The following is a 23,196-nucleotide window of genomic DNA, read 5'->3' as shown; positions in this document are numbered from 1 at the left end:
GCATATTTTGAGGTGTTGAGTAAACAGACAGCACGTAGTACCCGACCTAAGTCGCCCTAATTAGGTCAGGTAATACGTATTGACCAAAATCGTCAATAAATCGTTCATGCTCCAGATTAACGTTATGCAGAAAGAGCTGTTCGAATCCCAACGCAATATCTTCCTCCAACCAGGCAAGGTGCTGGCTGGTGTCGGCCGAGATACGGACCATTTTATCGACTTCCTGTAGATTAACCAGCTCGCCCAGATCATCGAACTGCTCGGGTAGCCGCAGGTCCGTCAGCACCGAATTCGGGAAGATATTGGCCCGCCACTGGTCATAAGCGCCCTGCCGGGCAAGGTCATCCGTAGCGCCATAGGAGAGTTGCACTTTCAGTTGCATGGGTTTGCCTTCTCCCCCGCCCCGCCGGAAAGCGTCCACGACCTCCCGAAGTTTTTCTGGCGGTTGCGAAATGGTCAGCAGTCCGTCGGCCCACCCCCCTACCCATTCGGCGGTTTTGCTGGTCACGGCGGCCCCGAACAGCAACGGTTTTTTGTCGGGATTGCTATAGAGCCTTGCTTCCTCCACGGTCACAAGGCCTTTGTGCGTAACGGTCTGTCCGTCCCATAAAGCCCGGATGATATCGACACATTCTTTCAGGCGGGCATTGCGGTCGGCTTTGGCGGGCCAGGGCTGTCCGGTGATGTGTTCATTGAGCAATTGCCCGGTGCCAACGGCCATCCAGAACCGCTCGGGGAACATGTCGGCCAACGTAGCAGCCGCCTGCGCAATAATGGCCGGATGATAGCGCTGTCCGGGAGCATTCACCACCCCGAAGGAAAGCGACGTAGCCTGCAAAGCGGCCCCCAACCAGGACCAGGCAAACCCGCTTTCGCCCTGCCGGTTGCTCCAGGGATGGAAATGGTCAGAAGAGGAAGCGGCCGTAAAGCCTGCCTGCTGCGCCCGTTGTACATAATCGAGTAACGTACTGGGGGTAAACTGTTCGTGGGATGCGTGATAACCAATTTTTATCTTACTCATTGCTTGTTATGAATACAGGGTGTAAATCCGGCAGTTATCGGTCGTAGACGGTCGTCCATTCGCGTAGCTGTTCCTCAACAGCCGGACTAAGTTGTTCGGGCAATACCCGCCAGGTCCAGTTGCTGGCCGCTGAAGCCGGGGTATTCAGCCGGGCCGATTCATCCAGTCCCAGTACGTCGGGCAAGGGCAAAATCACGGTATTGGCCACGGATGCATAGGCTAATCGGGCCAGAACCCGGTGCACATCGTCCTCCGAAACGGGATGACCAACGTAGCGTTCCAACTGGCGAACCTGTTCTTTTTTCGTATCCTGCCGATACCAGCCGCGGCTGGTGTTATTATCATGCGTACCGGTATAGGCAATCGAATTGGGCGTATGGTGATGCAGCGTGTTTACCGTTTGGGGCATATCCTCACCAAACCCAAACTGAATCACCTTCATACCCGGCAGGCCAAACTCATCCCGCAGGGCATACACATCCGGCCCAATTTCACCCAGATCTTCGGCCACGAACGGCAGCTCGCCCAGCTCGTTCTGTACCGTTCGGAAAAAGTCAGCCCCGGGCCCTGGTTTCCATTCGCCGTTTTTGGCCGTATGTTCGTCGGCGTGAACTTCCCAATAGCTGGCAAAAGCCCTGAAATGATCCAGCCGTAGCAGATCATAGCGTTCCTGGTTTTTGCGAAGTCGCCTTACCCACCAGTCAAACTCCTGTTTCTGAAGTGTGTCTCACCGAAAAATGGGCATACCCCACCGCTGGCCATCGGCGTTAAAATAGTCGGGAGGCACACCGGCTACGTGCGTCATAGCCCCTTCTTCATCCAGCTTAAACAAATGGGGATGCGCCCACACATCCACCGAATCGTAGTTCACATAAAAAGGCAAATCACCGAACAACTGAATCCCCAGGGTATTGCAGTAGGTTTTCAGCGTTTCCCACTGGTTATCGAACACAAACTGAAACCATTGCACCTGTCGGATGGCCGCCTGCTGTTCGTTTCGAAACGTCGTCAAGGCTTTCGGTTGGCGTAATTTGTAAGCTTCGGGCCACTTGTGCCAGGGCTGGTTATCGAACTGTTGTTTTAGCACGGCGAACAGGGTAAAATCATCCAGCCAGTACGCTTCCTGCTCACAAAACGCATTAAATGCCTCGGTTTGCCGGTCTGATTGCTTCGCCTGAAACGTTTGATAAGCCTTTGTCAGGAGTGCTTCCTTTACCTTTGTAACGGCATCGTAATCAACCTTTTGCGTGAAAGGCTGCTCATGATCGACCAAGTCTGCCGCGTCAAGAAACCCCTCCCGCACCAGCAAAGCGGGGCTGATCAACAGGGGATTACCCGCCATGCTCGACGTCGCGCTGTAGGGCGAATAGCCACAGTCGGCGGCTATTGTATTAAGCGGTAACACCTGCCAGTAGGTTTGCTTGCCCCGGCTCAGAAAATCCGCAAAAGCGAAGGCTTCCGGACCAAAATCGCCAATGCCAAAGGGCGACGGAAGCGACGTTACCGGCATCAGGATACCGGCGCTACGTTCGTGGGGTTGTTTCTCCAGTTTGAGTACCGCCAGCGGCAGGACGTTGAACAACTCTGCAACGGCAATCCCGTTTTCGACCTTGCCATCGCTGTTCAGCAGTCGGTTCTGCCACGTGTCGGGGGCTTCGGCGGGCAGACTTATGCGTGTATCTTTCCAGTCGATCGAAAACACATCATCGGTTTGCTGGCTGCCCAATTGAGCAACGCCCAGCGGTACGGCAATTACGTACCAGACCTGTTCATACCGTCGGGCGAAAGCCAGCACATGCTTTTTATAACGCCCCTCCACCGGCAGCGGAACGTAGTGACCTTTGGCGAAGAGATCGGGATGCTGACTGCGTTCCGTCAGCAGCGTATGGATCAGCCAGAGTTTAATGCGGGCATCGTACCGGTTTTTCCATAAATCGGTCCAGTTTGGCGCTGCATTGTCGGCGGTCAGTTCATCCAGTCCTTCCTGACGGATCGCAAAATCCACGGGACGCCGATTGTCGGGATCCACCAGGCTAAGGTCCCAGCCTTCGCAGCCCTGGTAAATATCGGGTACGCCCGGACAGGTGCATTTGAGCAGCACCTGCGCCAGTGAGTTGATGATACCAAAATCGGCTATCCGCTGGTGGAACGCCTGAAAACTGGCCCAGAAAGGACGCTTCCTGTCCAGTAACCGGAGGGCAAAGGCTTTGGTAGCGCCTTCGTAGGCTTCATTCGGCGCCCCGTAGGTTGAGTTTCGCTTGGCTTCCCGCATTGCTTTTTGAAGGTACTCCGTCAGGCGATCCGGAAAAGCTTCCTCCTCCACACTTGGCGCATCGATGTCGTCCGAGGCAGAAGCCGATGCGGTGGTGGGCATTGGGTAAGCGCCCACCAGCGTCTGATAAATAAAGTACTCGTCGTTCGGGTCAGGTGCGCCTTCATCGGGCAAATCGGCATTACCGGAATCCGTTTCTTTAAGCGGCTGATTGAGCGTTTGCCACGCCCGCACATTGGCAATCCACTCATCCGTTACCTCCGTAAGCACATTCAGGCGGCTTCGCACATCCTCACCCCGTTTGGTATCGTGCGTCGACGTAGCGTTGAGGGCCAATGGCCAATGCACCTGACGGTCAATCATTTTCTGATGAAAATCATCGGCCGTCAGGCCAAAATAGTCGGGAGAGTCGCCCACTTCATCATGGCCGATAAAGCGGTTATAGGTGTACATGAGCGTATCTTCAACGCCCTTGGCCATCAGCGGCCCCGTAAACTGCATACAACGCTGATAGAAGCGCAGTGCCCGCTCGTTGTAGTCATCCTCGCCCGCCTGTGGTTTCTTAAGTAAAACTTCTTCCAGCACATCAACGGCAGCGGTTAGTTCTTTGTTGCGCTTCCGGATTCGGGCAAAAATGGCCTCCACGGCGGTGGTTTCCGGCTGACTCAAGGGCATCTGATTGCCATAATACCGGTATACGGGACACTGAATCAGAAATTCCCCAATCGCGGCTTTCAGTTTGTCCGTCGATACGTTCGCGAATACCTCCTCATCGATCAGGTTTAGTGACTGAAAACGGGCCACCAGATTGTCCAGCTCGCCATTCATGTGTTCGTAAAGGATGTAGGCTTTCTTGTCGTACAACTCCTGGCGAACCGCCATTTTCTCACCCAGTAATGACTGGTAAAACCGGGTAAAGCTGGTTTCGCTGCTGGTTCGGGTAAAGAGGTTGTTCACCATCGACAGGTACGCGTAGCCCGTTGCTCCTTGAACCGGCCAATACGTAGGCAGTTCTTCGTCGTTTTGCAGGATTTTCTCGACAACGATATAGGCATCTTCACCCGCCAGTTTGCGCAGTCGCTCCAGGTACTGGCTCGGGTCATAGAGCCCGTCAATATGATCGATCCGTAACCCCTGAAAAACACCGGATTCGAGCAGCGCTTTGGGCAGTTGATGAACGGCCTCAAAAACGGCCGGGTCCTGTATATTCAGGCAGATCAGGGAATTGACCGTGAAAAACCGCCGGAAATTGATCTGCTGATCGGTTTCGCCATGATAACACAACCGGTATTCCTGCTCATCAGCAATCTGCTGAATACAGGCGGGGGTTGCATTGACAGTTTTCAGACAACGCTTGACGTACGCTTTACCTGCGGTCTCCTTCATCAGCCCGGCCAGTGTTTCCAGACACGTAGCATATTGCCGGGCGTAGGCGTCGGTCTTACGGAGTTTTTGAAGCTTGCTGATGTTGTCCAGCAATGTCTGAACAGCGTCTGTGGGGCGCTGCGAATCGGCGGTCAGAATGGTTGCATACGAACGCAGATGCAGCGGATAGGCCGTTTCGAAATAGCGGACCTCGAACTTCCCATCCTGGTACGCAACCGTCAGGTCGCCCTGGTCAATTACCTCCGCCAGTGGCGCCCCCAGAAACGGGACCATCAGACGCCCTTTATGCACCGGACTCGTCCAGTCTATATCAAAAAAAGAGGCATACGCTGATCGTTGACCTTTCTCCAGCACATCCATCAGCCACGTATTATTCGGATGGAAGGCCATGTGGTTGGGAACAATGTCCTGTATCCAGCGCATCCCCCGCTTCGTAAGCTGCTGGCTTATGGCTTTTAGCTGCGCCAGCGTCCCGATTTCGGGATTGATCCGCTGTGGATTGACCGAATCATACCCATGTACACTACCCGGCACAGCCTCGAAAATTGGCGAGGCATAGATCGTCCGAACGCCCAGTTTATCCAGATAGGGAATGATACGTTCGAAATTACGAAAGGTAAAGCCGCTGTGAAATTGGAGCCGGTAGGTGGAAACGGGATTGTTCATGATGTTGTGCGTAAATGATAATCGATTCGGGTTGACATAGTACAGCCTCGGAACCGGATACGGATTCGGGCGCTGAACCAGGCTGCGATTTGTCTGGCAACTGCCATTGCTGGTCGGCCGAGTCGAGTAATTTCTGCCAGGGTGTATCCATATCTCCAATAGTAGGAATAGGTATGGTTCGGGATTGTTTGGAAAAATTCATCAGACAGAGCACTTGCTGATCCTCATACCAGCGGTGTACAATCAGGGTTTCCTGCTCCTGATCGCAGAAAACGGCCAGTTGCCGACGGTCCAGATGATACAGGGCCGGTAACTGCTGACGTAGCGCAATCAGGGTCTGGTAGTATCGGAGCAAGCATTGATGCGGTTCCTGTTCCAATAGATTCCATTGTAGTTTGGCTTGTTCATACGTCTCATCACTTTGTGGGTCGGGCACTTCCCCATCCGAATGAAAAGCGGCAAACTCTGCCTTTCGCCCTTGCCGAACGGATTCGACTAATTCAGGCTCGGAATGACTCACGAAGTAAAAGAACGGACTGGTTTCCGCCCATTCTTCACCCATGAACAACAGCGGAATGTAGGGGCTAATCAGCACGGCTCCCGCCAGTAATTTAAGGGCCTCGTAGCTATACAGGGTGCTCGACCGCTCGCCCAGCTTACGGTTGCCGACCTGATCGTGATTCTGGGAAAAGACAATAAATTGCTCTCCAGGGTTAGTCTCGGCTTTCCGACCGAATAGCTTCTGGCGCACTTCCGAATACTGTCCATCATAGACATAGCCATCCTGGTACGCTTTGGCCAAATGGGCAATTCCGTTAAAATCGGAATAATACCCAATTTTCGCTTCCCCTATCGCCACCCGCAGGGCATGATGAAATTCATCCATCCATTGGGAATCCATGCCGTAGCCTTCATGAGACAGTGGGTTAATGAAGCGAGGATCGTTCAGATCGCTTTCAACCAATAAGTAATAACGTCGTCCGGTAACGGCCATCAACCGGTCAACTTCAGCCCGAAGCTCCTGCAGAATGTGAACCGGACTAAAATCCTTGATCGCATGAACCGCATCCAGGCGCAGGGCGTCTACGTGAAAATCCCGGAACCACATCAGCGCATTTTCAATGACGTAGCGCCTGACCCCATCGCACAGGGCGTCATCAAAATTGACCGCCTTTCCCCAGGGTGTGCAGTACTTATCCGTCAGGTATGGTCCAAACTCGCCCAGGTAATTTCCTTCGGGTCCAAAGTGATTATACACAACGTCGAGCACGACGGCAATCCCTTTGTGGTGGCAGGTATTAATCAGGTGTTGCAGGGCACTCGCTCCACCATAGGAACTTTGCGCGGCATAGGTATACACCCCATCGTAGCCCCAGTTGCGCGAGTCCGAAAACTGAGCGATGGGCATAAGTTCTATGGCGTTCACGCCCAAAGCTTTCAGATAATCCAGTTTGCTTTCCAGCGACTGGAACGTGCCCCCCGGGGTGAACGTACCCGTATGAAGTTCATAGAGCAGGTAATTTTCCAGCGGAGGATTCACCCAGCTCTGATCTTCCCAGTAAAAAGAGGACGTATCAACGGCCTGTGAGGGTCCATGTACGCCCTGTGGCTGGCAAAGTGAGGTTGGATCAGGGAAATCCTGCTCACCATTCACTAGATACGTATACAGATCGCCCGGCCTGAGCTGGTCGGTGGTGAGGTGCCAGTACCCTAGTTCAGTGCTTTTCAGGGGGATGGCAGTTGGTTGCCCATAAATTTTTATCGCCAGGTGTTTAGCCAGCGGAGCCCACACCTCCACCTGGGCTTGATGAGCTGATGGAAAGCTAACCCCAAGGGATCGCTTGTCTACTTGATTCAACATAGTATTGGTAACATGTGTACAACAGAACCCCATTTTTTACCCCTTCGACAGAGCCAAAAGGATCATCGACGTATGCATACAAGAACTCGTACGGGGTTAGCTGCGCTTATTGATGAGCCGGTGTAATAAGGCAACGGCCATAAAACAGCTTATTCAGGCCATGGGTTTGTGTAAATAGGACGCGATCCGTTCCAGTCGATTTATGCACCGACGAACCGTATCCATTTTCCGGGCACGGGATACCCAGATCAGCGATCGAGTTTTTGGTCGCTGATTTAAAGCGCTAATTGCAGGGTGTCAATTTGAAAAATTTGGATTACCAAGTCGCTGGATTATTTCGACGAGCCAATCAGCAGCACATGTTTGAACGTAGCGTTACGACCGGCCCCGATCAACCCAATCTGTTGACCGGCTAAGGGCTGCACCCGACGGGTTTGAATCTTTTCACCATTAATAAAAAAGTCAATGATGCCGCCAGTTTTTGTGATCTTCAGTTTATTGATATTCTTATCGATAAACTGATTAAATACGAAATCTTCAGGATTGATTGGCTTCTTGTCCTGTACGTACTGAACAGTGAATTTAGAGAAATTATTTATCTGTAAGACGTAGTACTGATCGACTTCTCCTCCCACCATAATACCCGCGCTGGGTGGATTGTCGCCGGTACTTTCTATCGTGGACTCCAACGTAAAATCACTTCCATTGAGGTCAATCGGAGTTGTCACCAGGCTTGCCGCGTCGATCTCTTTTTTTTCTGTCTGAATCTGATAGCCACCAGGTACCAGGGTAAACGTACCTGTCTTTGTTTTAACGGTTTTCCAGCCGTGCTGGTTGTCAACGAAGGTTTCGCGCCATATAATTCGTCCTTTAGCCGCTTCAGGATTGGCTGTCCTGCCGGGCGTTTTAGCCTCAAAGAGTGGTAAGGTATTGATCCGTACGGCGACACTTTTTGCCGAGACGGTTCCCTGGGCCTGTGCGGTAGACAGGCTTAGTAAGATAGCGCCTATAAAACAGGATGTTTTCATAAGTTGAAACCGAGACAGGATTTAATCAAAATTTGTGTCTGATGGCTACGACAGGCGTTGTGCCAACGGCCGCTATACTAACCTGCGTGCGGGGCGGAGTCCATCTGGTACTCACACTGCCGGAACGCTGATTCTGCAAGCCGCGCAGGAGAGTCGCCGTTACGTCAATCGCCCAGATAGCTACTGCGCCAGCGGTGCACAGAATGGCCGTATGATTGGCGTTGTTGGCTTTGGTGTATGCAGCATCGGCGATACCTTGCTCGGTGAAGCGGGGCAGCGCTTTGTATTCGTTGTAATCCTTTTGCGACTGACTACGTTGCGTAAGACCATAGATCAACAATCCTGCATACACTACGGTGACCGCTGGCCGGACGCCGATTTTGTGATCAGGTTGAACGAAAATATTACCAATACCGGGCGCCAGTGCCGACAGAAGGGCATTGGCAGGCCCACCGCCTTTTTTCACCACACTCGTGTTAGATGAGGTAGCCTGTCTGGCTGCAGCAACGCGCGCTGACGGTTCTTTCTTCGGCGCGGGGTCTACATCAAGATTCTTGGTTTCCACCGTCTTGGCTGACCCGGCGATTGTCCCGGATGTGGGCTTACTGACCGGGGTAGATTGGACGGGGGCTACAGCGGCAGGTTCCGGATCCGTCTGAGCGATGGCGACAGGGTTACCCGCGCGCGCCCTGCCCGACGCCCCGGCCATGGGAGCCGATTGTGGCAGTCGGCCCCGGGCTAGTTTAATTAGTACCGTAACAACGACATCTTCATTGATCTTGTAGGCATCTTTTACAATATCCCAATAGATGGTTTTATCGGTACCGGCAGCCACCTTACGGCCCAAATCCCCCGTAAGACTGATCGGTGTCAATCGACCCGATTTCAGGCCATTTATGGCCACGTAAACAGAATCTTCCGAAGCAATTCCCTGCACGTCATACTGCGTGACCAGCATGCCTTCGGCGTTGAGCGACACCCGCACGTTGCTGACACGTACCTGAGCCGAAGCGGTAAGAGAGATAAGAAAAAGAAGCGTAAGGTGAAGAGGACGCATAATGAAGTTCTTACGGGGCAGTTTTAAAGGTGAGGACTCTCCCTGAGCCTACCGCGGATACATTATTCACTTGTTGGGTAGCGCCGAAGGCCTGATAGTAATACGTAGTGTTAGGTTCCAGTGGAGTCGCGTAGTTGACCGGATCAGTGCTTCTGTCCGTGGTCGTGAACGTATACTCCTGAAGCGCGGGGTTTGTCTGTTGGATGAACATGATCTTGTCCTTTCCCGGATCGAGTGGTGTTGTCTTTCCATACACTATCCCAACCCGGTACAGGGGCGTAGTAAAGGACTGAAGCGTCATCTTCAGTACGGCGCTGGTTTTGGTGATTGACAAACTGGCACCCGTTGTGACTATTGGCGCAACAGCCACTGTGGCTGTTGCGCCCGTTTTAAAGCTGCTTACGGTGCCCATAGCCAACTTTTCTGTGCCGGGAACATTGTTTACTTGCTGGGTAACGCCAAAGGCCTGGTAGTAATACGTAGTATTGGCCTCTAAAGGCGTAGCGTAATTAACCGGGTCGGTATCCTTATTGGTCGTCGCGAATGAGTACTCCTGTAGCGCGGGATTGGTCTGCTGAAGGAACATAATCTTGTCCTTTCCCGGATCGAGCGTGGTGGTCTTTCCGTAAACTATGCCAATCCGGTATAAAGGGGGTGTATACGACTGAAGCGTCATTTTCAGCACGGCGCTGTTACTGGTGATCGATTCGGAGCCACCCGTCACCACCACCGGCGCAACGGCCGCTAACGGCGCGGTCTTGAAACTGCTTACGGCGCCCACGGCCAACTTCTCCGTGCCGGGAACGTTATTGACCTGTTGGGTAACCCCGAAGGCCTGATAGTAATACGTAGTGTTAGGTTCCAGCGGAGTTGCGTAATTGACTGGGTCGGTGCTTTTATCCGTGGTCGTGAACGTATACTCCTGAAGGGCCGGGTTTGTCTGCTGAATGAACATGATCTTGTCCTTGCCAGGGTCGAGTGTGGCCGTCTTTCCATACACGACGCCGATCCGGTACAGAGGGGGCGTGTAGGATTGGAGCGTCATCTTCAGCACGGCACTGGTGGTAGTGATTGACGCCGAGCCCCCCGTTACCACCACCGGCGCCACGGCGACTGGCTGCGTCGTCGTGAAGCTTTTGGGAGCCCCGTATTGCGGGTCCGTTTTATCGGTTTTACAGTAGGCCCGAACGTAGTAAACTTTCCCAGGTCCCAGCCCACCCTGAACAACCGCAAAAGGCGTGGTGACGACTGCAGTTATAGTTCGTGTCGTATCGATCCGCCGAAGGTTATCGGCAATCGTCGGTACGGATTTGGTGTCCGAATAACAATAACCAAACTCCGTTATGGTCATGCTACGTCCCAGGCTCGTAAAACGCATACCCAGCGTGGCCTTATTCGTCGAGATACTGGCCGGGTCCAGGGTTTCAACCTGGGGCGGTATCTGCTGATCGACGGTAATGGATTGCGACTTGTCAACCTGATCGCCACAGCGGTTGCTTAGAGTCAGTTTAACCGTGTAGGTGCCCGCAGCCGCGTAGCTATGCGTCACGGTCTCACCGGTTTGCACCGCCGTATTGTCCCCATAGTTCCAGGACGCGGTTTCTACGTCGCCCGTTTTGTTGGACAAACTCAACGTAACACTTAACTGATTGGTGGTCACAAGGATGTCGGCTGATGGCTTGGTACAAGGCTTTTCGAAGTCTACCTTATCAAGATTCCATTTGCACCCTGTTAGTAACAATAATCCTACTAGATATAGATAGCTGTATGTATTTCTGACCATCATCTCATTAAAACAGTACGTTGAATTTGTGAGGCTAACGTAATTAGGTAAGCATAAACCACTGGCTTGTAATTCAATGGTTAAATTTAGAGAGGAATGCAGTACACTAATTACCGTTAAATAAATGCGGAATGAAATGCTTCCGCTTAATTGAAAATCCCTGTACCGTCAGAATGAGAATGCTATTTTTGGTATATCGAGCCTGCTTAATCGGTAAAACACCTTCCTATGCGTCGACTGTTCTTTTGGCTGATAATCATGTTGAGCGGGTCTGGTTATGCAACCGGACAGACGCTCCACGCCCTGATTCTTGCAGATACCAACGATGATTTTATTGGCTCAGGGTGTGCGGCAGACATCCGCACCATGCAGGCACAGATTACCACCATTGGGGCGGCCATTCAGTATACGGTTCACCTGACGATTTTACAGGATGCTCAATTCAGTCAGGCCGCGCTGACGACGTATCTACAAGCGCTGAAGCCGGGACCTGATGACGTAGTACTAACCTACTATACAGGGCATGGCTACACCACTACCGACCGCTTGAGCAATTGGCCGCTATTAAAAATGAGCGGTCCGACGTTAGCGCTCGATCAACTCCATGCTCAGTTAAGTACCAAGCAGGCCCGCTTCTGCCTGACCATTGGCGACTGCTGCAATAACATCGCCCGTCCCCGATCCGTCCTGGTTAGAAATCTGGTGGTCGAAGACCAGAAAACGATCGCTTCGCACTACAAAGCCCTGTTCCAGCAGGCCCGGGGCGACGTACTGGTCGCCAGTTGCAGCCGGGGTGAGTGTTCCTACGCCGATGCCACCGACGGCAGCTACTACACCCAGGCGTTTAAGACCGCCCTCGACTGCGCCGTTCATTATAATAATACGGCGAATTGGCGCGAAGTACTGGCCGACGCCCAAAACCGGGTCATGGCCTTTGTGGGGCCACGCGGCCGTCAGACACCCTTGTACCAGCTCAACCTGATTGCCACTGAGCCGACGGCCACCACAACGGCATCACAGGCTACCACAACAATCGCTCCGGTTAATCAGCCGGTCAGGCCAGCGATGCAGCCAATGAGTTCTGCGGTAAAGCCCCCACCACTCGCCATCGACGTTATCAATCACTACCTGAACGATCTGGCCGATGAACAGGTGCCAGCGACCATCCGGCTCAAGCGTCTGCAGGAGGCCTATCGTTACTTCGACCCTCAGGCGCGCGTGACAATTTATATCGACCAGACGCTGGTGGAGGTACAGCCCATTTCGCAGGTAATTGAACGATTATGTATTAATGCAAACCGTATACGAACAATTAATCTGATCGAGAACCGATCTCAGCGTAATTCGGATGCCAGTCGGTACGCGGTCATTACCATTCAGGAAATCTGGAATTAATACCCATTCAACAATGATTCGATTTGCCTTAGTCCTGTTTTATACAATTCTCTTTACGACAAGCTCAGTCGGCTGGGCGCAGGTACGTACCAAAAATCTGGAGGTTGTCGACGAGAAAACAACGTTGAGCAACGCGGAACTGGCTTCCTTCAAAATGCTGGCCAGCCAGAAGGTCAATGAACTCGAAAATTATATCAGCACCGTAGGCGACAAGGAACAGAACGAAACGCTACGTGACCTGGCCATTAAAAACGCAGAGAAACTATTTATCGATACGGCTACGATTGAAGTCTCCAGGGTCGTGAATGGTAAGGTCGTTCGGGTAACGCGCCTGCCCGTACGTCAGTACTTCTTCCGGCTGAAAGCCCTGCCGTATAAGAAGGTGAATATCACCTATTACGACGTGGCCTACATTCGGGATTATCAGAAAAGCGCGAATGGCAACTACGTAGCACAAGCCACGATTTTCCAGCAGTTTGAAGGGTTGGATGCTAAAGGCCGACTCCGGTACAAGGACAAACAGGCCAAAAACGTGACGGTGCTTTTGACGGACCTGATGGACGAGTTCTATGCCAATCACCGCTGGACACTTCGCCTGGGCGACATCCGGCTGGCCGAAACCAGGTAAAATCAGTATCTCACCCACAGACAATGACGCTCATGCTATGAATCGCCTGTTTTACACTATCCTGCCTGCTTTAGCCCTGCTTCATGCAGCCTGTCATCGACCGGCCCAGGTAGCTACCGATCCACTGAGCCTGGACATTTATAAAAAGGTGCAGTTAGTGGTCAGCTCGGCCAATCGGCTGAGCGGGAAAGCGGGAAAGCAGCCACCGGTAGAGACCACCGTAGGCCAGTGGAAACCGCTGTTCTCGGAGTCGGGCTACATCGTCGTCATACCGCGCCAGGGTGAGCAGGTAAAATTAAGTCTGGACGATTTTGCCCAGCGTTGCCAGACCCAACGGCACCACTACGCCTTTGACCGAACGACGCTGAACCATTACAGTAATTTCGAACAAGGGGTTGACAAAAAGTTCTTTGCCGACAACCAGGTGTACCACGATGTCAGAGACTTTACTTTCAAGGGCGAGCCTATTGCCAGCCGCGAGTCATTTGTCAAACAACCCTTCGCTGCGAAACCCGCAGACGACTTCTGGCAGATTTATATCCTGGCTGTCCAGGAACGCTAACATCCAAAAAGCTATGAAAATCAATTCGTTATTACTTCTAAATCTCTTATTACTAACGTACTGCCTGCACGCCCAGCCCCGAGGGAGCGGTCTTGACTACGACAAAAAAAAGGTAGCGAAACAAGCGTCAAAGCCTTTGCTCATTAAAGGTGATTATGCCAATCTGCCCACCAGCGTCTCGTTTGAACAGTACGCGCCCACCACCGGCGATCAGGGTGCCTACATGACGGGGGTAGCCTTTGCCACCAGCTACCACATGCGCACCATGATAGCCGCGATTCAGGGCGGTATCACCAATACCCAGCAGATTACCCAGATGGTGTTTTCGCCTTCCTACATTTATGAGCAGCTGAAGTACGAAAGTGGGATGGACTGCAAAAGCAAGATCAATGCGTTTGATGCGCTCGATCTGGTTAAGGATAAGGGCGTTGCTACGTTGAAAACGGTGCCGTATCAGTGTGGCATTAAGATTTCTACCAATGCCGATGATGAGGCCGCCAACTACCGGATTGCCGACTACCAGACCTTGTTCAAGGCGGATGAAACGAACGCTTATGTCAAGATTCAAACGGTCAAGAAAGCCCTCTCCGAAGGGTTTCCGGTGCTCATGGCCACCTACTGCCCCCCTTCTTTTTATAACCTGGGCAAAAAAGGCGTTTGGGAACCCGCTCCAACCGAAAAGCCGACCGACAGCATGGACAAAAATATGATGGTGGTGGTGGGCTACGATGACAAAAAACTGAAAGATGGGGCCTTCCGGGTGCTGAATAGCTGGGGCAGCAAATGGGGCGACCGGGGGTTCTGCTGGGTTAAATACGCGGACTGGGCGAACTACGTCCTGTTTGCCGTTCAGGTGTATCCAACACTCAAAAGCCAGCCAGCGGCTGCTACCGAAAGCACGGCCGAACCGGTTGGACCCGTCGCGTTACAGGGCAAAGTATCTTTTCAAACGACCGACAATATGGTCATGCCAGCAGGTCGACTTTTGCTACGTAACCTGGAGGTTGATAATGGGGGCGCGAAAAAGGCCGACTCCTCGCCCAGCCCGGCTCCTGGGGAAGACCTGGTGGCCTACCGCATGAAAAACGCGTATTCGTCGGGGACACGATTCCGGATGCTGGTCAATAACGCATTTCCGGCCTATGTATACGCCTTTGCCACGGACCTGGGCGGGGAGGTTCACAAGATTCTACCGGCCAGCGACGACACCAGCCCCCTGCTGGGGAAAAATAATACAGTGGCGTTCCCCTCCGAAAGCGGAGCGATTCGAATGGACAACAACCCCGGCAAAGACTATCTGTTAATTCTGTACTCACAGAAACCACTGGATGCCAGCCTGTTGATGGCGAAGATGAGTCAGACAGGCGGTGGCCTAAGCGCTAAAATCCGGGCGGCTCTCGGCAACGAGCTGATGCCCGCCAAATACATCAGCTATACGCCCGACGACGTGGGTTTTGCCGTCAATGCCCAGGCTAAAGGGAGTGTAGTGCCGCTCATGGTTGAAATTACGCATCGATAACCAACAAATTGTTTGCTTCATGCACCCACTGCGGCTCATACCGATACTCCTGTTATACGGGCTGGCTATGCCACCAGCCTGGGCGCAGCTATTTCCCAACGAACGCGAACAGGCAGCGCATGAGGAGGTAATCCAGCTTTTAGAGCGGTATTCGGATGGATTGAACGCCATCGGAAACCCTGACGAAGACCTTGACGAACGGAAAACCTACTACGTTGGGGAGTTCAAGAAAGTGTTCCGGCAACCCGAGGTGTTGGTCTTCAATGACATTGAGCCAAATCGACGTAGTGGCAATGATCTACCGGCCGATCGCTACGCGGTTAATCACATCATCTGGTTCCCTAAAAGCGGTATCACGACTCGACTGAATACAAAGGAAATTACGTTTTCGCCCATTCAGAAGACGGCCTCGGGTAACCTGTTTGTCAACGCCTACGTGACCAAAAACGTTAAAGGTCGGTTTATGGATCGCGAGCTTCAATCGACCAGTCACCGGCTCGAGTTTCGGGTCGGGTTGGTTGATAAAGGCCGTTACTTCAGCGATTTTCGCATCATCGGCGTTACCGAAATTCCTGACACTACTACGTCACCCAAGTCGTTACCGGATAAAAATGCCACCGTTTCGGTGATGAGTCCCGTTAATCCGACCACCTTTCATCAGACGCTGGCCACGCTGGTTGACCTGGCGATGAAAAGCGGATTACCCAAAGGTCTGCCCATTCGGGTTGAAAAGTTTACCTACGCCAAAACAGGCTTGTGCAGTCAATTTTCGAAGGTATTGAATAATTTTCTGGTCGTACGACTGCGGGAGCAACCGGGCCTGATTGTATTGCCCCCACCCGCCGATTTGCCCGCCGGTGCCCGGACCCCACCTGCCGACCCCGCGTCGATACGTATCGAAGGCTCCTTTACCGATGACAATGACCACCTGGCGCTGCAACTCAACTGGACCGATCTGCAAACAAAGAAACGTACGTCTATACCTGTGCAGACCGTACCGCTGACCGAAGCACTGGCGCTGAAAGCACCGTTGCGGCCCGATAATTTAGGGCAGGCGGTGGCAATGCAGAAGGCGCTGCAAAAGGACAGCATCCGAAGTGATTTTGAGGTATCGGTTCTGACCAACCGGGGCAATGGCCGGTTAACGTTTACGGAGGGCGATTCGCTGAAGCTATACGTCCGGGCTGCGAAACCCTGCTATCTGCGCTTTATCTACCACACCGCCGACGGTCAGCATGTGCTGCTCGATGACAACTATTACGTTGATTCGCTGAACGTAAACCGCTACGTCAAAATCCAGAAGTTTTTCACCGTTACCGAACCGTTTGGCACGGAGGTGCTACAACTCAACGCAGCTACACGACCCTTCCCGGCACTAACCCTGCACCAGGAAGCGGGCTTTGCGATCATTACAGACGATATTCCAACGATCAACCAGAAAAACCGTCGGGCGGGTGATGCGACCAACATTCGTCGGGCCGAAACCTGGCTCACGCTGACGACAACCCAGAAATTAAAATAGACAGGCCATATTTATGAAAGACAATATCCTTCTACTGTTGCTCAGCCTGCTGGTTACGCGCGTCGGTGCCCAGCAACTGGACATTAATACGGGTGGGCACAAAGCGTCTGTCCGGCAGGTACTAACGACGCTGGATGGCAAGTATCTGCTGTCGGCCGGTGAGGATAAAACCATTAAGCTCTGGAACGCGCAGACCGGCAACGTAGCGGAGGAAATCCGGGGGCAGACCGGCGCCGATAACGCTGGCAAAATCTACACGCTGGCGCTCTCGCCGGACAACAAACTACTGGCGGCTGGCGGCTGGCTCGGCTCCGCACCGGATTCTGTGGGCATCATCCGCATCTACGATTTCCCCTCCCGTAAGCTGATTGGCTTGCTGCAGGGCGTACATCGGGATGTGGTGCTGACACTGGCGTTCACCTCCGATGGGCAGGAATTAATTTCCGGCGCTGCCGATCAAACGGTAGCGATCTGGTCCATGAAGACCCGGAAACTTATACGGTCTGTGGTGGGCCATACTAGTGAAGTACGGGGCGTCTGTACGTTTGGCGACCGGATTGTGAGCGTTGGACAGGACCAGAAAATCTGCCTCTGGCGGAAATCGGACGGCAAATTACTCCGGCGCACCGATGGCAAAGCTAGTCTGGAATCGGTCGTCTACTCCCCCGCTCTGGCGCGCATATTGGTGGGAAATGCCGACGGCGAACTATTGGTGCTGGACACGCAACTGACCGAGCGCCAACGGATTCAAAACGGTACCGTGCCGCTTGGCTTGGCCGTCTCGCCCAACGGGCAGCGCGTCATTTGTGGCATCTACGGTGGCAATGCCACCAGTAATGTATACCAGAGTCTGCGGGATACTACGTTGGTAAAAATCGCTACGTTCGGCAAAAACCTTAACACAGCCAAAGCCGTGGCTTTTTTATCCAATGACATGGTCGTCACGGCGGGCGGCTATAACCAGGAACTACTGGTGTGGCAAGCCAACGATAAAGGCGGAGGAAAACTGCTGAGTGAATTAGGCGGCAAAGGCCGCATTAACTGGGGTGTAGGGTTGAATGGCACCCGAATAGGCTATGCGAATACCTATACCGACGGGCGGGGGCAGTCGACGCTGACCAGTGCGTTCGACTGGAAAAATCAGGGCATCACGGCCGTAACACCGGGCGAAAAATTTGGTCAGTTACCCGTTACGTCCGGCGACTACAGCCTGGTTACGGATTCCGACGGCACGGGCGAAGCTAAACTGCTAACCCTGATGCACAAAGGCAAGGCGGTAGCCACGATCCGGCGCGACGACACCGACGGATTCCGTCATAATGTGTGGGGGTTCTTACCGGATGGTAAACTGTTCCTGTCGGGCGGGGCAAAAGGTGTTTTGAGGGCCTATAACCTGAAAGGACAGGAAGTTGCCCAGCTACGGGGCCATCAGGACGAAATCTGGGGATTAGGGGCCTCTACCGATGGAAAGCGGCTCGTGTCCGGTTCCGCCGACCAGACGATACGTATCTGGAATACAGCCAGTTTTCAGACGAACAACCTCGCCGAACCACTGGCCAGCCTTTTCATTGGTACGGATGGGGAATGGGTAATGTGGCACCCGACCGGCTATTACGATGCCTCTCCCGATGGCGAAAAATACATCGGGTGGTTAGTGAACCGGGGCGCTCTGTCAAACGCCGACTATTACCCCGTGGCCAACTATCGGGAGGCATTTTATAATCCCGAATTGATCCAGAAAGTACTGGAAACGGGTAATTTAGAGGCCTCGCTGGCGGCTGTCAACGAAAAGAAACGGGACATCAAAGCCATGTCGCCCCCGCAATTTCGCTGGATCGAACCTACGGCAGAAGTGGTTGTCTCGACTGAGCTGTTCACACTCCGGGCCGAAGTGCTGTCAGAAAGTGCTGTCGATCAGATTAAGGTGCTGCTCAATGGCCGGCCTGTAGCCGAAGAGCGGGGCCTGAAAACCGGCAGTACTGCCAAAGCTACAGCCGTCGAACGGACGATAAAGCTGCTGGAGGGCGATAACGAACTGCGAATATTTGCCAAGAACAAAGATGCGGAGGCACTTTCCGAACGCAAACTCATTACCTACGTACCAGCCGTGAAGAAAGCGCTCAACAACCGCACGCTCTATGTATTGGCCATTGGCATCTCGAAATACAATGATCCCAGCGTTAGCCTACACTATGCCGACAAAGACGCGGATGCCCTCAGTGCCAGCCTATTAGGCCAGAAGGGTGGTTTGTTCAATGAGGTGAAAGTAACTACGCTGACCAATGAAAAAGCAACAGCGCGAGAAATCAGGAAGGCATTGCAGAAACTGACCCGCGATGTGACGCAAACGGATATGGCGATTATCAGCATTGCTTCTCATGGCGTCAACGGCACCGGCAAGGATTTCTATATCGTTCCCAGCGATGTGGAACTCGATAACCTGGAAGCAACCGCCATTCGTGATGAGGACATCCGGCATTCTATCGAAAATATGCCCTGTAAAGTCCTTGTTTTTCTGGATGCCTGCCACAGTGGAAGTTTCGGCAAAACCCAGGTGGCAACGCGGGCGCTGACGACGTCGATGGATGAAGTCGTCCGTGATTTTACCTCAGCGGGCGTTGGGGCTACCGTATTTGCGTCCTCGACCGGCAACGAAAAATCGCAGGAGTCCGACGACTGGAAGCACGGGGCTTTCACCAAAGCGCTGCTCGATGGCCTCGACGGCAAAGCGGATTATGACCATAACGGCGTGATTTATACGAAGGAACTGGATGCGTACATTACCCAACGCGTGAAAGAACTCACGGGCGGCACCCAGCATCCACGCACCTATAACACGGCCGATATCAACGATTTCCCCATTTATATTATCAAGTAATTTGTTTACACCTCTATGCAGCCTCTTAACCAAGCCGACCGCGCTATTGCTACCCGCCGATTTATCATTTTTTACACAGTCTCACTGCTCGTTGTGCTGGGGGCTGCCTATCTGTTATTCAGCGCACCCGGTCAATTGTTGAAACAGGAAAATGATCGACTGAAGGCGACTATGAACGAGCAGGCCCGAATTATTGAACGCCTGGAAACGATGAACCGAACCCTTAAAGACATAGAGGTGACGGATCAATCGCTGGCGGCTGCCACAAATGAGGTTATGAAAGCGGATGGTATCCGGCGGGCGCAGGAACAGTCGGCCAATGTGCAGGCAGCCCTGTATGAAGTCAAGCGCGATTCGGCCATGCTGGCCAATGAGATCAGTAAACGGCTGTCGCGGGCGGTTGTTACGTCCTTCGATGCCCTGTTGACCTACCGCCATACAATCGGTATTCTGCGGGATGCTAACCTGAAAAATGGCAATAGCACTGCCGAAATTGAACGACTCTCGGCCGATCTGCGCTCGGCGAATCAGCAAGTGACGATGCTACAGGGATTGCTGGCCTCTAAACCCAGCGGTGGCGGTGGCGGAGGGGCACCTGCACCCCGACCGGCAGCGGCTCCAGCTGGTGGCGGAGGCATTGCTCCGGCCGTCGTCGAGGACTTACGCTTTCAGCTTGACCTGGCTCGTGCCGAATGTGATTATACCCGGGCGAATGAGATACGCCTGAAAAGTCCCGCCGAACGCCAGCGGCTCTACACGACGTCCATCACTACGTTCCAGCGTTTAGTCGAAAACGCCAGCGGGCCTACCAAACAACAAGCCCAGGAACGACTTACCGAAGCCACTAGTAAAGTCAATCGGTTACGGGCGGGTGATTTGTAAACAGCTTCTTATGAATGAGCCCTTTACAAATTTACAGCACTAACTGACCGAGCGCATAATGCATAAATACGGCCCTGGCAAGGGCCAAAAAGACCCTTTTGACCGCTTAATAAATAGAAATTACCGTTTAATTACCAGCTCAGGGGATATACCAGCCCGTCGGGATAAATTACATCACATTCCTGAACCCTTATGCTCACTCTTTCGTACACCGAGGAACTCCGCCGGGCTGTCGGTATCGCACAGGCCATTGCCCGGGAGCACCAGCATCTGACGTTTTCGCCGGGTCATCTGCTCGTGGGGCTGCTCCACAACGATGTGGGGCTGTCCTCGCAATTAACAGGCTGGAATATTGACGTACCCTACCTCCGGGATTGGGCGGATATTCGGGTCGAAAGCTACCCGAAATCGGCACGGACAACCGAAGAACCCGCCGGTGATCCTAAGGTTCGTGCCTTGATGGAAGTGTCGGACGTAGTGCGGATGAAGCTCGGCGAGACAGAGCTGACGCCCATCGCGGTCCTGACGGCCATGTGTAAACCCGACGTAGCGTTTAGCCGCGATCAGCTTAAATCGTTCCCGCTGACAGAGAACCAACTGCTCGAAAAGGCACTGGCCGATGTGGACTTTCAACAGGCCATCAGCGGGTCGTCGGGTGGCGCTGCCAACAACGGAAAAAGCAGCAATGGCCAGACCACTCCTGCTGAGACGGCAGCAACCGGAAAAACGCTTTTCAAATTCTGTATTGACCGGACGGCATCGGCCCGCGAGGGCAAGCTTGACCCCATCGTTGGGCGCGATCGCGAGACCCGGCAGATGATCGAAATCCTGGGGCGTCGACTCAAGCCGAATGTGATCATTACGGGCGAACCAGGGGTGGGCAAAACGGCGCTGGTCGAAGGACTGGCCCAGCAGATTATCGCGGGCAATGTGCCTCCTCACCTCAAACATGCCCAATTGTTTCAGCTAGACATGGGGTCGCTGATAGCCGGAGCGTCGTATAAAGGTGAAATTGAAGACCGGCTGAAAGGTATTCTGGCCGACCTGAAGCAGTTTGACCGGGCGCTGCTGTTCATCGATGAAATACACGTATTGATGGACCCGAATGGCGGAGCCGTGGGGTTGGTTAATCAACTAAAGCCCGAACTGGCCCGGGGTGAACTGACGCTGATCGGCGCAACGACCAACGACGAATACCGCAAATACCTCGAAAAAGATGAAGCCTTTGCCCGCCGATTCGAAGTGCTGGCCGTTGAGGAGCCCGATGAACAGACGGCCATCCGAATGGTGCAGACCCTGTTGCCGTTATTCGAAAAACACCATCAGATTGGCGTAGCCCACAACACCGTTGCTGAAACGGTTCGATTGGCGAAGCGATACCTCAAAGGCCGTCGACTCCCCGATGCGGCCATTGACCTGATCGACCGCACAATGGCCGCCATGAAGATGGCCGCCGAAACGACACAGCCCGAAATTGACCGGCTACGCCTTGAACTAGTCGCGATTCGGGAGAGAGTCGACATAGGTGATCCACTAGCGTCTATGCCTGACGTTCGCTGGTTCGAGCGGCAGTTGAAAAACCGGCTCAGCCCCGTTTTGCTGGGGCAACTGGAAGAAGAGCTACAAACGGATTCGTTTGAATTACCCGACGCGCTGGCCGACCATCTAGCCTTGCTTCTAGATAAGCTGGAAACCCTTGGCGAACAGGTTCGCGAGAAAGTCGAACCCGCCGAAGTGGCGGCTGTAGTGGCTAACCGCACGGGCATTCCGCTCGGGAAAATTCAATCCAAAGAGCGCGATCGGTTACTGGCACTGGACGAGCATCTGAAACAACGGGTTGTGGGTCAGGATCATGCGGTGAAGATTATTGCCGATGCCATTCTGGAAAACCGCTCGGGCTTAAGCCGCCCCGGTCAACCGATTGGTTCGTTTTTCTTCTCCGGCCCCACGGGTACCGGCAAAACTGAACTGGCAAAATCCATGGCCGATTTTCTGTTCAACGACGAGCGCGCCCTGATTCGGTTCGACATGTCGGAGTTCAAGGAAGAGCACTCGGCGGCCTTGCTCTACGGCGCTCCTCCGGGCTACGTTGGGTACGAAGAAGGTGGTTTGTTAGTCACAAAAATTCGGCAGCAACCCTTTGCCGTTGTGCTATTCGACGAGATTGAAAAAGCCCATCCGTCGGTGTTCGACATTTTCCTGCAAATCCTGGATGAAGGGCTTCTGCACGACCGGCTCGGCCGCGAGGGCGACTTCTCGAACGCGATCATCCTGTTCACCTCAAATATTGGCAGTGACTACGTAGTCGAGAAGGCAGCCAAAGGCGAAATCGTAGCGTCGAACGAACTGCTCGACATCATGGGGCGCTACTTCCGACCGGAATTTTTAGGTCGCCTGACGGAAATCATTCCGTTTCAGCCGATTTCGGAAGAGGCCATTGTGAGCATTTTCAATATCCAGTTGACATCGTTGCTGAAAATGCTCGACAAACAGGGTATTACCGTTACACTTTCGGACGAAGCCCGTCGGCAACTCGCCCTGGAAGGCTACACACCCAAATATGGGGCCCGACCACTACGTGGTGTGATCCGCAACCGGCTTCGCCGACCGCTTTCCCGCATGATCGTATCCGGTGAGATTGGGAAAGGGAGTTCGTTGCACCTGACGACCAACGAAGCAGGAGAACTGACGTTCGAAACCGTACAGATGACCGTTTAATCAGTCATTTGTTTCCCT

At 53.3% G+C, this 23,196-nt stretch carries 13 protein-coding genes and 1 pseudogene; 8 read left to right on the top strand and 6 right to left on the bottom strand.

What is annotated here, in order from left to right; genetic code table 11:
* Window positions 1-46 precede the first annotated feature (46 nt).
* The 6 genes and pseudogenes from ACYVEA_RS13100 to ACYVEA_RS13075 all read right to left on the bottom strand — a co-directional run bounded on the left by ACYVEA_RS13100 (window position 47) and on the right by ACYVEA_RS13075 (window position 10,951).
* The gene (locus ACYVEA_RS13100; RefSeq protein ID WP_461113874.1) at window positions 47-1,021 is read right to left on the bottom strand and encodes a TIGR03885 family FMN-dependent LLM class oxidoreductase; all 975 of its coding nucleotides are present in this window, start codon (window positions 1,019-1,021) and stop codon (window positions 47-49) included.
* A 34-nt stretch (window positions 1,022-1,055) separates the two neighbouring features.
* Window positions 1,056-5,345: pseudogene (gene treY / locus ACYVEA_RS13095) on the bottom strand (malto-oligosyltrehalose synthase).
* Window positions 5,287-7,206 carry a malto-oligosyltrehalose trehalohydrolase gene (gene treZ / locus ACYVEA_RS13090; protein ID WP_461113873.1) on the bottom strand — a complete coding sequence of 640 codons (1,920 nt, stop codon included), beginning with the start codon at window positions 7,204-7,206 and terminating at the stop codon, window positions 5,287-5,289. Before treZ ends, treY begins: the two are co-directional and overlap by 59 nt.
* Window positions 7,207-7,538: 332 nt before the next feature.
* Window positions 7,539-8,234 (bottom strand): hypothetical protein, encoded by a 696-nt coding sequence (locus ACYVEA_RS13085; RefSeq protein WP_461113872.1) that lies wholly within the window; start codon window positions 8,232-8,234, stop codon window positions 7,539-7,541.
* 25 nt (window positions 8,235-8,259) lie between these two features.
* On the bottom strand, window positions 8,260-9,291 hold the full coding sequence (locus ACYVEA_RS13080) for a hypothetical protein (RefSeq protein WP_461113871.1): 1,032 nt from the start codon (window positions 9,289-9,291) through the stop codon (window positions 8,260-8,262).
* Window positions 9,292-9,301: 10 nt separating this feature from the next.
* Window positions 9,302-10,951, bottom strand: coding sequence for a PKD domain-containing protein (locus ACYVEA_RS13075; RefSeq protein WP_461113870.1), 1,650 nt, complete (start codon window positions 10,949-10,951; stop codon window positions 9,302-9,304).
* 351 nt (window positions 10,952-11,302) lie between these two features.
* Between ACYVEA_RS13075 and ACYVEA_RS13070 the strand changes: the two genes are divergently transcribed.
* From ACYVEA_RS13070 to ACYVEA_RS13035, 8 genes are all read left to right on the top strand, one after another.
* Window positions 11,303-12,469, top strand: a complete 1,167-nt coding sequence (locus ACYVEA_RS13070; RefSeq protein WP_461113869.1) for a caspase family protein — start codon at window positions 11,303-11,305, stop codon at window positions 12,467-12,469.
* A 13-nt stretch (window positions 12,470-12,482) separates the two neighbouring features.
* A complete protein-coding gene (locus ACYVEA_RS13065) occupies window positions 12,483-13,097 on the top strand; it encodes a hypothetical protein (RefSeq protein WP_461113868.1) in 615 nt (204 codons plus the stop codon).
* Window positions 13,098-13,134: 37 nt separating this feature from the next.
* Window positions 13,135-13,659 carry a hypothetical protein gene (locus tag ACYVEA_RS13060; protein WP_461113867.1) on the top strand — a complete coding sequence of 175 codons (525 nt, stop codon included), beginning with the start codon at window positions 13,135-13,137 and terminating at the stop codon, window positions 13,657-13,659.
* A gap of 13 nt (window positions 13,660-13,672) precedes the next feature.
* Window positions 13,673-15,178 carry a C1 family peptidase gene (locus tag ACYVEA_RS13055; RefSeq protein ID WP_461113866.1) on the top strand — a complete coding sequence of 502 codons (1,506 nt, stop codon included), beginning with the start codon at window positions 13,673-13,675 and terminating at the stop codon, window positions 15,176-15,178.
* Window positions 15,179-15,197: 19 nt separating this feature from the next.
* A complete protein-coding gene (locus ACYVEA_RS13050; RefSeq protein ID WP_461113865.1) occupies window positions 15,198-16,700 on the top strand; it encodes a hypothetical protein in 1,503 nt (500 codons plus the stop codon).
* A gap of 13 nt (window positions 16,701-16,713) precedes the next feature.
* Window positions 16,714-19,578 (top strand): caspase family protein, encoded by a 2,865-nt coding sequence (locus ACYVEA_RS13045; RefSeq protein ID WP_461113864.1) that lies wholly within the window; start codon window positions 16,714-16,716, stop codon window positions 19,576-19,578.
* 15 nt (window positions 19,579-19,593) lie between these two features.
* Complete coding sequence (locus ACYVEA_RS13040) at window positions 19,594-20,460, top strand: hypothetical protein (RefSeq protein WP_461113863.1); 867 nt, start codon at window positions 19,594-19,596, stop codon at window positions 20,458-20,460.
* Window positions 20,461-20,652: 192 nt separating this feature from the next.
* Window positions 20,653-23,178, top strand: coding sequence for an ATP-dependent Clp protease ATP-binding subunit (locus ACYVEA_RS13035; protein WP_461113862.1), 2,526 nt, complete (start codon window positions 20,653-20,655; stop codon window positions 23,176-23,178).
* Window positions 23,179-23,196 lie beyond the last annotated feature (18 nt).

Source organism: Spirosoma jeollabukense (assembly GCF_054777855.1).
The sequence above is the reverse complement of the archived record's forward strand: the minus strand, read 5'-3'. Positions and strand labels throughout refer to the sequence as shown.

Coding starts and splice junctions, on each gene's coding strand:
- ACYVEA_RS13100 (WP_461113874.1), bottom strand. CDS start 1,021: ATGAGTAAGATAAAAATTGGTTATCACGCATCCCACGAACAGTTTACC.
- treZ (WP_461113873.1), bottom strand. CDS start 7,206: ATGTTGAATCAAGTAGACAAGCGATCCCTTGGGGTTAGCTTTCCATCA.
- ACYVEA_RS13085 (WP_461113872.1), bottom strand. CDS start 8,234: ATGAAAACATCCTGTTTTATAGGCGCTATCTTACTAAGCCTGTCTACC.
- ACYVEA_RS13080 (WP_461113871.1), bottom strand. CDS start 9,291: ATGCGTCCTCTTCACCTTACGCTTCTTTTTCTTATCTCTCTTACCGCT.
- ACYVEA_RS13070 (WP_461113869.1), top strand. CDS start 11,303: ATGCGTCGACTGTTCTTTTGGCTGATAATCATGTTGAGCGGGTCTGGT.
- ACYVEA_RS13065 (WP_461113868.1), top strand. CDS start 12,483: ATGATTCGATTTGCCTTAGTCCTGTTTTATACAATTCTCTTTACGACA.
- ACYVEA_RS13060 (WP_461113867.1), top strand. CDS start 13,135: ATGAATCGCCTGTTTTACACTATCCTGCCTGCTTTAGCCCTGCTTCAT.
- ACYVEA_RS13055 (WP_461113866.1), top strand. CDS start 13,673: ATGAAAATCAATTCGTTATTACTTCTAAATCTCTTATTACTAACGTAC.
- ACYVEA_RS13050 (WP_461113865.1), top strand. CDS start 15,198: ATGCACCCACTGCGGCTCATACCGATACTCCTGTTATACGGGCTGGCT.
- ACYVEA_RS13045 (WP_461113864.1), top strand. CDS start 16,714: ATGAAAGACAATATCCTTCTACTGTTGCTCAGCCTGCTGGTTACGCGC.
- ACYVEA_RS13040 (WP_461113863.1), top strand. CDS start 19,594: ATGCAGCCTCTTAACCAAGCCGACCGCGCTATTGCTACCCGCCGATTT.
- ACYVEA_RS13035 (WP_461113862.1), top strand. CDS start 20,653: ATGCTCACTCTTTCGTACACCGAGGAACTCCGCCGGGCTGTCGGTATC.